Raw genomic sequence first — 11964 nt, forward strand, 5'->3', positions numbered from 1 at the left:
CGCTTGTATTCATTGGTGTTCACCAGCTTCAGCGTACGGTCTACCAGCGCAGTATCAAAGCCCTGGGAGATGATCTCACGGGGGCCCTGCCGCCGCTCAATGTACTGGTACAGGATGCGGTCCAGGATGCTGTAATCCGGCAGGCTGTCGCTGTCCTTCTGGTTGGGCCGCAGCTCTGCCGACGGGGCTTTGTCAATGATGTTGGCCGGTATAATTTCTTTGTCACGGTTAATATACCGCGCCAGCGCATACACCTGCATTTTGTATACATCGCCCAGCACAGAAAGGCCGCCGGCCATATCGCCGTATAAGGTACCATAACCAGTGCTCAGCTCACTTTTATTGGAGGTGTTCAATAAGATATATCCGAACTTATTGGACATCGCCATCAGCAAATTACCTCTTATGCGCGACTGCAGATTTTCTTCCGCCAAACTAAAGGGCAGTCCCTTAAAATGCGGTTCCAGCGTGCTTAAGAAGCTTTCATAAATATTGCTGATGCGGATGATATCATGCGGGTTGTCTAAATTCTTTGACAGCGCCACCGCATCATCCACCGAATGTTCTGTGGAGTAAGGTGATGGCAGCAAGATAGCTCTTACATTATCCTTGCCCAGCGCTTCGCAGGCAATGGCCAGGGTAACGGCGCTGTCTATACCACCGGACGATCCCAGGATGGCTTTGGTAAAACCCATCTTGCCAAAATAATCGCGGATGCCCAGCACCAGCGCCTGGTAAATACGGTCTATGTTATAATCAAAAACCAGCTCTTTAACCGGCGTGTGCTCCACTACCGGTGCGGGTTTGGTGGATTGCAGCAGCTCATCCAGCTCCAGCGTATAGCTGGCTTCCTGGAAATAAGGCAGCTCTTTTACAATATTCCCCTGCGCATCAAACACCAGGGAGCCGCCGTCAAACACAATCTCCGTTTGCGATCCCACGGTACAGCTATACAGCATGGGCAGCTTATACTTCAGCACATTGGCGCGGATAATTTCTTTACGGTCCTGGTCATGATCATAATCAAAAGGACTTGCAGAAATATTGATCATTACATCCGGCTGCTGCAGTATGAGCTGGTCCATGGGACAAATGCGGTACAGCGGGTTATCGCCCAGGTTCCAGATATCTTCACAAACAGTAACCGCCAGCTTTTTACCTTTAAAGGGAATTACATTCCACTCATAGGCCGGTTCAAAATAGCGGTACTCATCAAACACATCGTAGGTAGGCAGCAGCGTTTTATGCACCACCTGCTTCACTTCCTTTTCATGCAGGAACCAGGCCGCATTAAACAGGTCTTTCCCATCCCGCTGTGGATTACGGCAGGGCGCACCTACTATTACGGCTATACGGTCGGTGTAGGCTTTAATAGTATCTATAGCAGCATAACACTTGTTAATAAAATCTTCAAATTCCAAAAAATCACGCGGCGGGTACCCACATACACATAGCTCTGAAAACACCACCAGGTCTGCTTCCTGGGCAATGGCATCCTTTATTCCGCTAATGATCTTTTCCGTATTCAGCTCAAAATTACCAATGTGGTAATTCTGCTGCGCCATTACAATCTTCATAAAACTGATTTACGATATACGATTTACGATTTTAGATTTAATGGACCTTCAATCGCTCCAATCCAATCTAAAATCGTAAATCTAAAATCTAAAATTAAAAATACATTCCTAAGCGTAATGCAAAGCTGTTCATATTCACCTTACCATCATCCCACTTGCTATTGCGTGTTACATCTACAAACCCGTTCTGGAAGGTAAGCCCAACCACGGCAGCCAGCCGCTCGCCCAGCGGGTATTCAATACCTGCTCCCAATAACATGCCGGCATTAATAGGCGTCAGGGAGCCCAGCACATTCTCTTTTTCGTAGCGCTGATCCAGGCTTATCACATCAGCCCGGCCCCGGATAGGGAAACCCAGGTAGGTGCCGAACTGCCCCCAGAAACCAATCCCGTTATAAGCAGTGGTTTTCAGCTTAATGGTAGCGGGTATTTCAATGTGCTGCAATTTCATCGTGTATTCCGCAGGGTTGGCGTTAAAGCGTTCCAGGCCCTTGCCGGCGTCATATTTAAGGGTGCTGCCGCCCATGCTGATCTGCAGGCCGGTAGCAAAAGCATAATTTCCTTCATCATTCAGTAAAAAATCCACCATCAGCCCATAGCTTAGTCCCAGGCGGCTGCTGGTACGGTTGGCGCCCGCATCCTGCGGTTTTAGTACGGATATAACCGGGTCCAGCTTAAAACCCAGCCGTACCCTTTCCATGGAAAACCTGCGCTGTGCCTGGCTGTTGAGGCCCATCACCAATAATAACACGATCCAAACGCTGTGCTTCATAAATATCTGGATTTTAGATTATAGATTTACGATTTTAGATTTATGGCCTTCAGCCGCTTCAAGCAAATCTAAAATCGTAAATCTAAAATCGTAAATTGATTAAACCGATGCAAAGGTACATTAATAAAACTTCGTGTTTATACGGGCCGGCCCTGTTGCTGCTGGTAGTGCTCTCCGCCTGCTCCTCCCGCAAAAAGGCGCCGGATGTAAGCCATATACCGGTAACCGTTAGTATTGCCCGGTTTGATGAGGACCTGGTAAAAATAGACACCAACCAGGTAGCGCCCGGCCTGCAGCAGCTGTACAGCCGCTACCCGCTGTTCCTGCCCGCCTATGTGCAGCATATTATGGAGTTTGGCGCCTTTGCAGACAGCAGCCGCCATATTCCGCAGCAAATGCGCCTGTTATTGACCAATAAGGATTTCCGTTACCTGCAGCAGGCCGTGCAAACCAAATTCCCCGACCTGCACTGGCTGGAGCAGGACCTGGCCCAGGGCTTCCGGTACATGAAATACTACTTTCCGCAGTTTAAGGTACCCAGGGTAGTTACCTTTATTTCTGCCATTGGCAATTATGGCGCCGTAACGGTAGATACCTTGCTGGGCGTGGGTTTGGATATGTACATGGGCAACGATTTCCCGATCTATGCCAACCTGCCCGATTACCCCGTGTACATGGTGCGCCGTTTTTCAAAGGAATATATTACCACCAACAGCATGCAGGCCATTGCGCAGAACATGTTTCCGCAGGCCGGCGCCAATGCCAAGCTGGTAGAACAATTGGTGGCAGCCGGCAAACAACAGTATTTCCTGGAACAGGTATTGCCCGAAACGCCGGACACTATACGCATAGGCTACACGAAACAACAGCTGGACTGGTGTAATGATAATGAGCAAATGATCTGGCAATACTTTATTCAGAACGAGCTGTTATATAAAACCGACTGGCAGGAAGCGATGCATTTTATGGGCGATGGCCCCGCCACGCAAGGCATGCCGGAAGGCTCTCCCGGCCGTATCGGTTACTTTGTGGGAAGGCAGATCATTCGTAAATACATGGAAAGGCATCCCGAAGTGACCTTACAGCAATTAATGGAAAATAAAGACCTGATGGGAATATTCAGCGAATCGAAATACAGACCGAAATAATTTCCAAGTACGAATTATTCAATTACGACACCGCAAAACGGTGCATGAGGACCATTGAAAATTATTATGAACCGAATAATTACGAATTGTGTACAGCGTGAAGTATTCACCTCACAAAAGATCTTATAAACTATTAAAGTTGATTGGATATTCAAGGCAGAATTGCGGAAACCCTGCGCAGGTCAACACTATAGGGCTAATCTTATAACATGATAAAGTTCCTGACGAACAGCAAATTCGTAATTCGTAATTCGTAATTGAATAATTCGTAATTAATTCAGCTTAAACGGCACTACCATCTGGAACTCAGGGATCTTCACCTCAAACAGTTTTTTGTTGAGCTGATTTTCCATTTGATAAGTTCCATACATTTTGCCGATCTCTGTGCGAAGGTTGGAGCCGGATACATACTGGTAGCTTTCTGAAGGGGCCAGTAAAGGCTGAACGCCTACTACGCCCTCTCCTTCTACCTCGCGGTGGGTACCGTTGGAATCAATGATGTACCAGTGACGGCGCAGGAGCTTGATGGGGAAGGTATTATTGTTCTCAATGGTGATCCGGTAGGCAAACATGTATTCACTTCCAACAGGGTTGGAATAATCAGGTTGGTAGAATGTCTCCACACTGATCGTGATACCTTCTGTTACCTTTTTTACCATAAGAACCGTTCCTTTAACGTAAAAATAAGGAAAATTAATCCAGCAGGAAATAAAATTATGTGCTATTTAAACAGACTTTAACCACGTTTTAACAGTCTGCAGTGCGCGGTTAGCAGCCTGCGGCATGGCTTCCGGCTTACTTATGGTAAGTGCCTGCTGTTCATTGCAATACAGTGGCCGGCGCCCGGTTTCCGTATTCAAACATAATCTTTTACTTCGTATAGCCCCCATCAGATGAAGTACTTACCCCCGGCTGCCCACTGCCAACTAAAGACTGCCAACTACACAATCTCCACCCCGGTTAACATCTCCTCATCTTTTTCCGCCAGCCGGGCCTCCACCTCAAACCGGTTATTATAGTAGCCGCAGCGCCGGTATTCCAGCAGGTACAGCCACAGAAAGCGCCAGAACCCATAACTGCGGAATTGCCGCACATGGCACACCTCGTGCCGCAGCCAGGCCACATCTGCCAGAAAAGCCTGCCGGTTCACCCCATGCAGGTGAATGGTACGGCCCAGTACCATAGCTAACCGGGCGCTGTCCATTTTACGGGCAGCACGCCCGGCCAGCCAGGAACGTTCTTTAATACGACAAATTATTTTTTCCAATCCCTTTTACCAAATAGCGAAAATCTCCGTGAAATATTGAAACCCCAACGGAACTGGCCCTGTAGCCAGGATGACTTGGTTTCACCAATGAACTGGTTTTCCAGTATAGCCGTTGAGTTAGTAAAGTTAATACTAAACACGTGACCACCGGTTTCTATTTCCAGGCCCGCACCCAGCGGGTTATAGAACTTCACACCCAGGGATTTGTAATAATCCTTGCTGGCCTGGTTGCGGAAGGGATAGTAGTATTCTGCAATGAAAGCCAGTCTTTTAGACAGCTTTATACGGCCGCTGCCGCCCAGGGCAAACATATTATTCATATCCATATAACCCACCCGGTTGCGGTGAATGTAGGTAGGCGACAGGGTCAGGGATACCAGGTCTGCAAACTTGCGGGCAATGATCACCTGGCCTACGTAGGTCATACGGTCGGTAAATTCATCGAAATGGCTGGCAGAGGTCAGCGCATCGTTGGAGGTCATGGTGCTTACCGTAACATTGCCGAACAGTGACACTGATACCGGGATATGATCATCCGTAGTTTGTTTCAGCAAACGGTATTTGGCCAGTCCTTCAAAGATCTGCGACAGGTCGCCGGAACCTTTGGCACGGCTGATGCCCACCATCAGGTCATCTGAAATACCGTATTCAAACGCAATGCGTATATCCGTAGAGTTATCCAGCCCAAAAGCAGTTTTACCGCCGCCAAATTCGCCGCCGGCATCGCCAAAACGGTGCGCCACCCTGAAATCCAGCTCATGTTTCTTGAGCGTTTCATTGGAATGGCCCATAATAATACGGGTAGATTTAAACGTACCTATCACCGGGCGGTGACCGGTAGAATCCTCGAACATTTTGCTCAGGTCGTCCTGTGCGCGGCATACCATGCTTAAGCTACAGCAGGCAAATAATAGCGGTAAAATTCTCATAATATAATTTGTGATGGTTGTACTAGGTGTTATTATTGGTTGTTCAGGCCTATTTGCCGGATGCGGCATACGTTGCATTCACCGTTACTTCTACTACTTCAGCAATGTTCTTTATTACCAGCGTAGGTATCTTGATCTTATGATCTTCCAGGCGCACATTGAATTTAGACAGGGTAGTGACCTTACCATTCTGTACGGTGATAGTGGCTTTTTCCTTATAGGTCTTATCCACGCCATGAAGGGATAGAACACCCTCCACCGCTACATCGTAAGTGCCGTCCTTAGTGATGTCTACCGGGCTGGCAAATTTACCCTTATACTCTGCATAAGGATATTTTTCTGTTTCCAGGTAGTTCTCATTAAAGTGCTCCTCCATCAGTTTTTTCTTGAACTTGAAAGAGCTTACCGGCACCTTGAAATACACCGCGCCTGTTTTGGCGTTGATGGCAGATACCCCTTTGTCTGTCTTGGCTTCAATGTCTTCCATCGGAGCAGATGAAAAGAAAGATAGATTAGCATTGCGGCAGGAGTAAATATCCTGCGCATAAACATTCACTGTTCCTAAAAGAACAACAATAGCAAAAAGAAGTCGTTTCACCTTGATACAATTTTAATTTAAAGACTTGTGCGAACTACCTGATCCGGGATCCATAACCCGGTAGGATGCTGCAATACCGGACCGGCAGTTCCATTGTTCATTGTTCTTATTCCGGCATTCCTTTCGATATCCAGCAGTTAATGGAATCGCGTATTCCCGCTCCCAATGCGCCACGCGGCGGCATATCTGCCTGGGCGCTGGTAACGCGCAGCCGGAATGTTGCTTCATTACCACTTACAAAATTTCTGAACTTTTCCAGTGTGGAAAAGTCGGCGCCCGCAGGTGCGGTAGCTCCGCTGTGACACCGGGTACAATTGGATTGGATAATTCCATAAACGTACGCGGCTGGGATCTGCTTACTGTCACAATCCCCGGTTTGCGGCCCGCTGTCGGGGGCTATGGCTTCTTTGTTGGTACAGCTATACACTGCTACAGCGAGTAGGCTAATCAATAAAAGATATGTCTTCATTACTAGGCAAAATGGTTTGATGAAAAAAAAGGTTATTATTTGGTTTTAAATTGTGAGCAATATTTTTTTACAAAACCCGATCTTTATTGGATCATTGGCCGCCGGATAATGGTCCCGCTAAGCAATCAGTATTTAATACGATAGCAAATTAAAAACGGTTGCCTCGGTCGGGAGAATAACGCAGCACAGCGACATAAATTATATTTTAAATATATTTGTATATGACAAGTATTGACGAGCTCTATGCTTTTTACCAGCAACATCCTGCTGTTCAGACGGATACACGCAAGCTTAAACCCAACGATATTTTCTTTGCGCTTAAAGGACCTAACTTTAACGGCAATGCCTATGCGGAAGCGGCGTTGCAGGCCGGTGCTGCGTTAGCAGTGATAGATGAGGAAGCGTATTACACACAGCCGGAAAAAATGATGCTGGTAAAAGATGCCCTGCACACCCTGCAGGAGCTGGCATTATGGCATCGCCGGCAGCTGAACATACCCATACTGGCCATTACCGGCTCTAACGGTAAAACCACTACGAAAGAACTGGTGAGCACTGTGCTGGCCAGCACGTACAAAACAGTGGCCACTGTAGGTAATCTGAATAATCATATTGGCGTACCGCTTACGCTGTTAAGCATACCCGCCGCTACGCAGATAGCTGTAATAGAAATGGGCGCTAACCATCAGCATGAAATTGAAGCCTATTGCCGCATAGCCCTGCCCACACACGGTATTATCACTAACATTGGTAAGGCGCACCTGGAAGGTTTTGGCGGTGAAGAAGGCGTACGCAAGGCCAAAGGCGAGCTGTATGATTATTTGCGGGAGCATGATGGCACCGTGTTCTTATGCAACCAATACCCTTACCTGCTGGATATGAGCAAGGGCATAATGGAAGTGATCACCTACGGTGAAAAGGATGCCGACTTTACCGGCCGGCCCCTGGCAGAAAGCGCATTCTTGGGAGTGGAGGTAACGAGCGATGAAGAAGTAGGCATGCTGCAAACCCGGCTTACCGGCGCATATAACTTTCCCAATGTAATGGCCGCAGTAGCTGTGGGCCTGTATTTCAACGTACCGCCGGCTAATATCAAAGCAGCTATTGAAGGTTATGTGCCCTCTAACAACCGCTCCCAGGTGATACAGCAGGGATCCAATACTATTGTCATGGATGCTTATAATGCTAACCCGTCCAGCATGAAGGCCGCTATTGAAAATTTTACCGGTATCAATGCCCCTAAAAAGGTATTGCTGCTAGGCGCTATGATGGAGCTGGGCCCTGATAGTGTAAAGGAACACCAGGCCCTGGCCGATCTGCTGCAGCGCACACACTGGCATGCCGTGGTATTGGTGGGAGGGGATTTCAGTAAAATAAACCACCCCTATGTATACCTGGATAATGCAGCAGCAGCGGCTAGCTGGCTGCAGCAGCAACAGTTCACAGATACTTATATTCTTGTTAAAGGCAGCCGCAGCATAGGAATGGAGAAGGTGATAGGCTGATGTGCTGATGTGCCAATATGCTAATGTGCTGGTTTTTGTTAATTAAAAATGCCTGCCCGGTTTTGAACCTGACAGGCATTTTTGATTGTCAATATTCCCAATAGAAACTAGCAGCTCTTTTCGTTTGTATGCTCCAAACCTATCAGCACATTAGCATAATATCACGGGCACATCATTCTCATCTTCACACTCCGGCCTGTCAGCACATCCGCTTATAACACGCCGGCGCATTATTTCATTACACATCCCAATTCTGCCAGCACATTATTGCCATCTGCACACTCCAACTATCAACACATCTGCATATTAACACACCTGGCGGTTATGTCATTTGCTCATCCCAAGCCACAACACCTTATTCCCATCTGCACATTCCCACATCACTGCATATTAAAAAAGTTGGCGCTCTGATAAAAAAAAGACCTGCAAGCTAAAAAACCCGCAGGTGTTCATAACCTATGCCAACTTTAGAGTTCGTTTAAAAAAGCGGGCATAATACCCACTTTCCTAGTTATCTGTAAAACACTCTCGAAGTTCAAACTGAAGTATAAACAAAGCTTGTATGGCCTTTAATCCTTATTAACGCATTTGTTTATATTAACTTAAATCTCTTCACAATTAACCCGCACTATACTATGTACGTTAACATTAACATGTTTGGATTTAATAAAATGGAATTTTTTTTATCAAGAACAAAAAATTGGTAATCAGGGTGTAACACTGTTAAAAAGTTTAACAGGCACGGCAGCACCATAACCTGCCTGGCGTGCAAAACGGGTTAACGAAATATTCCTGTAAGATTTAAACAGTAATAAACAAGGGCAGTTTTATTGTGGTTTTATTGCAGTGATACTGGTATGCTTCCCTCCTAAAACCCTCCTTTTTCCCTACTGACATTGCTGCGCAACTCTACCCCCCTACATAAAACCCCACATCCTACGAGGCGGTCTCAAAGTAACGTGGTCTCAATTTAAGGGTTATCTTCTTCGAGATTCATCTTCTCAGCGGTACCACTTCCCTCATCTTCCTCAGCATCCTCCTCTTCTACGTCGTGTGTGGTGTTTGTATCTGGCAGGAGGGGGCCCGGCTGTGCTCCGTTATTTTGATGCGGCTGGCCAAAAAGAGGCGTTATCCGGTCACCGAAGCTAAAAAACGATGCATGGGTCACTAATGTTGGTGCACTGAAATCGAAGCCGGGCGACTGTGTATGATTAAGCGGCGCACTTGTTGAGGGGCCGGGATGCGCCGGAGTTTCCGTTACTATATCCTCTTCTTCCTGTTCTTTTTCGTTCCGCTGTTGAGGAGCCAGTGCGCTCTTTGCCTTTTTATGCGCTTCTGCAGATGATCCCTCCTCTTTGTTTTTTTTGCTGGATCTCCTTTTGCGTTTCCTGCTGTCAGCATCCCCGGAAAGGCCAGACTCAGGCGATGCACTTTTGTATTCCCCTTCCCCACCGCTGCTAAGCAGATCCAACACGGAAACTGCATCATCCGCCGGCAAACTTTCTTCTTCTTCCCCTATATCAGACATATTTGCGCCTTCCTCTTCCTCATGACCAGTTACGCCATCTTTATCGTCTTCAATATCCACCACAGCATCCGCTGCTGAAGTACCGGCATCATCCTTTTTGTCCGGCTCCTTATCAACGTCTTTTTTCTTTTTCCTGTCATTGGCCCCGTACAAGGGGGTAAAGTGATTGATCCCATCATGATAGATAAACAGGGGAGTCGTCGCATCTGCATTGCTTGATTCATCTACAAAGGTCTCGCCCTGGTATACCACTACCACTCCCCAGCCAATTAATCCGAGCTCCCGCAGGATAATATCAAGGTTTCCCGTACTGGCGGCTAACATTTCACCCACCGGCGCGCCCAATCTTTGCCTGATCCGGATAATGGTGTCTGCATCAGCACGGGCCACACCGGCCGCATCTGTAATGGCATTGATCAGGCAATTATTGACGTGGGTAAGCCAGGATGAATCACCTCTCTTTGCTTCCAGCTCCCCTATCTCTGTTTCATTGAGCGCTGTAGACGCCACCTGCTCCGGCTCCGCTTCAACACTAAGCCTGTCCAGGTCTTCGTCCTGGATAAACTTATCCTCTTTCTCCGGTATACTTTCGTCGTTCAGGTAATTAAAGGATATGGGGTATGCTTCCGCTATATATTTATCATGCAGATCTTTAGTTCCTCCATCTCTCAGACCTTTGATGGCTTTTTCTATAGTGCTCCTGCTTGCACCATCACGGTATTTTTCAAACCGCAGTAAAATGCCCCGCCATTTACCTTCACCGTGCCCGGTGGTATCAAGCTTATTAACCGACACTCCTGGTATCAGGTTAAAGTAGGTGAGTATGGCGCTGATCATCTGCTGTATGGTCGTGATGTTTGCCTCATCGGGATCTACCTCTAAGTTAGCCGCGATATCCTCTGCGGCGTCTCCTTCTACATACTTTACATTGCTGCCTTTTGGCAAATGCGCCCTTTCCGCGGCAAATAATATCACCTCATCGCTCATTTTCCTCAACGCCTTCGCCGCCTCTGCGATACTCCTGCCTATGATCCTGGTCCTCACCCTGTCCAGGTGTACGACCCAGGCAGTGGTGTGGGCGCCCATCGTTTTTGAAAAAGGAGATGGCGGCCTTCCGCTGGATAACATCTCCCCGATGTTCCCCTCAGCATTCAGTATGATCTGGATAGCCATGGGGCTTAGCTGACTGCTAAGGGTTGGCTCGCCGGGAGCTTTCTCCCGGTGTTTTCTTTTTGCCTTTTCCTCCTCTGATTCGCCTGAGGTTGTTGCTTCTTCCTCCTCTGGCCATACAAGTGCCTCTGGATTAAACAGGTTAAAGGGATTATTACCCTTATAATCTTTGATACCTGTTAAGGCATTGCGGGCATTATCCTTTAACCCCCGGTCTTCGGTCCGTTCGCCGGTATATTTCTCCAATGCAGCGCTGATCGCCTCATTGACGTTTGCTCTTCGCGCTTTGTATTGTGGTACCGCCCTTGATACCTGTTGTTTTACATTTTCAAATTCCTTGTGGAGGTTGTCGATGTTGCCGGTGAATTCGTTGTTCAGTTCTTTATTCAGCAGGTAGATCTCCTGCATCTGGTCCATTGTAGACCGTTGCAGGCTATAGAGCTCAGTTATTGACGTTAGATGGGTCACATTAATGTCGTTACCTTTGAGTGGGGTACTTTTGTTCCTGAACGTAACGCCCAGCAGATTAGCGTCCTTATGGATGATACCCAGGTTAGCAGTAACTTCATCGATGAGATTCCGGATATTCTGTTGCTTGATCTTTTTCAGGTTTTTGGAGAAATCACCCTTTTCCAGTTCCTTCCCTATTGCTGCATACACCTTAGGAAATAATTTCGCGATGCTTAGCCTATGCTGCGTCCATATCTCATTAATGGTAGTTATACCTTTCAGTTTGTCTTTGTCTACGCCGCCTCCTGTCAACAAATTGAAGGAAAATAGATTTTTCTCTACCGCGACCAGGCCGGCAGAACGATCATCAAACAGCCTGTACACGGCTTCCAACAACGTATCTGCATCTACTGCTGCTTCCCCTCTTTCAAAGGCGCTCAGGATCCTTGCTCCACGGGACTCGCCATGCCCTCTGCCCGCGGTGCCTTTACTTTTTGCGCCTACATTTACGGTACTGAAGGGTACGAGTTCCCGGGCATCCAGGTAAGCCC

The 11964-nt window shown here is 47.4% G+C and carries 10 protein-coding genes; 3 read left to right on the forward strand and 7 right to left on the reverse strand.

Annotation, left to right across the window (positions count from 1 at the left end; all coding sequences use genetic code 11):
- Together VIM87_RS00435 and VIM87_RS00440 are read right to left on the reverse strand one after the other, a co-directional pair.
- A partial coding sequence (locus VIM87_RS00435) for an NAD+ synthase (RefSeq protein ID WP_331995055.1) occupies positions 1-1577 on the reverse strand: 1577 nt, incomplete at its 3' end.
- A 94-nt stretch (positions 1578-1671) separates the two neighbouring features.
- Entirely contained in the window at positions 1672-2349 is a 678-nt protein-coding gene (locus VIM87_RS00440; protein ID WP_331995056.1) for a porin family protein, read from the reverse strand.
- Between the two features lie 107 nt (positions 2350-2456).
- On the opposite strand from VIM87_RS00440, the gene VIM87_RS00445 reads away from it, so the two are divergent.
- Positions 2457-3497 carry a hypothetical protein gene (locus VIM87_RS00445; RefSeq protein WP_331995057.1) on the forward strand — a complete coding sequence of 347 codons (1041 nt, stop codon included), beginning with the start codon at positions 2457-2459 and terminating at the stop codon, positions 3495-3497.
- Between the two features lie 272 nt (positions 3498-3769).
- On the opposite strand, the gene apaG is transcribed toward VIM87_RS00445, so the two are convergent.
- The 4 genes from apaG to VIM87_RS00465 all read right to left on the reverse strand — a co-directional run bounded on the left by apaG (position 3770) and on the right by VIM87_RS00465 (position 6291).
- On the reverse strand, positions 3770-4156 hold the full coding sequence (gene apaG, locus VIM87_RS00450; protein ID WP_089906493.1) for a Co2+/Mg2+ efflux protein ApaG: 387 nt from the start codon (positions 4154-4156) through the stop codon (positions 3770-3772).
- 281 nt (positions 4157-4437) lie between these two features.
- The gene (locus VIM87_RS00455) at positions 4438-4764 is read right to left on the reverse strand and encodes a DUF4157 domain-containing protein (RefSeq protein WP_331995058.1); all 327 of its coding nucleotides are present in this window, start codon (positions 4762-4764) and stop codon (positions 4438-4440) included.
- Positions 4752-5693, reverse strand: a complete 942-nt coding sequence (locus VIM87_RS00460; protein ID WP_331995059.1) for a DUF5777 family beta-barrel protein — start codon at positions 5691-5693, stop codon at positions 4752-4754. The genes VIM87_RS00455 and VIM87_RS00460 overlap by 13 nt, the downstream gene beginning before the upstream one ends.
- 49 nt (positions 5694-5742) lie before the next feature.
- Complete coding sequence (locus VIM87_RS00465; RefSeq protein ID WP_331995060.1) at positions 5743-6291, reverse strand: YceI family protein; 549 nt, start codon at positions 6289-6291, stop codon at positions 5743-5745.
- A gap of 65 nt (positions 6292-6356) precedes the next feature.
- Between VIM87_RS00465 and VIM87_RS00470 the strand changes: the two genes are divergently transcribed.
- Positions 6357-6593 (forward strand): hypothetical protein, encoded by a 237-nt coding sequence (locus VIM87_RS00470; RefSeq protein WP_331995061.1) that lies wholly within the window; start codon positions 6357-6359, stop codon positions 6591-6593.
- Between the two features lie 388 nt (positions 6594-6981).
- Positions 6982-8265, forward strand: a complete 1284-nt coding sequence (locus tag VIM87_RS00475) for a UDP-N-acetylmuramoyl-tripeptide--D-alanyl-D-alanine ligase (protein ID WP_331995062.1) — start codon at positions 6982-6984, stop codon at positions 8263-8265.
- 970 nt (positions 8266-9235) lie between these two features.
- On the opposite strand, the gene VIM87_RS00480 is transcribed toward VIM87_RS00475, so the two are convergent.
- Positions 9236-11964, reverse strand: a 2729-nt coding sequence (locus VIM87_RS00480) for a hypothetical protein (RefSeq protein ID WP_331995063.1), incomplete at its 5' end; no start/stop codon positions are given.

The sequence above is a fragment of the Chitinophaga sp. genome (assembly GCF_036569125.1).
GTDB lineage: Bacteria > Bacteroidota > Bacteroidia > Chitinophagales > Chitinophagaceae > Chitinophaga.

Coding starts and splice junctions, on each gene's coding strand:
- apaG (WP_089906493.1), bottom strand. CDS start 4,156: ATGGTAAAAAAGGTAACAGAAGGTATCACGATCAGTGTGGAGACATTC.
- VIM87_RS00475 (WP_331995062.1), top strand. CDS start 6,982: ATGACAAGTATTGACGAGCTCTATGCTTTTTACCAGCAACATCCTGCT.
- VIM87_RS00470 (WP_331995061.1), top strand. CDS start 6,357: ATGCTGCAATACCGGACCGGCAGTTCCATTGTTCATTGTTCTTATTCC.
- VIM87_RS00460 (WP_331995059.1), bottom strand. CDS start 5,693: ATGAGAATTTTACCGCTATTATTTGCCTGCTGTAGCTTAAGCATGGTA.
- VIM87_RS00445 (WP_331995057.1), top strand. CDS start 2,457: ATGCAAAGGTACATTAATAAAACTTCGTGTTTATACGGGCCGGCCCTG.
- VIM87_RS00440 (WP_331995056.1), bottom strand. CDS start 2,349: ATGAAGCACAGCGTTTGGATCGTGTTATTATTGGTGATGGGCCTCAAC.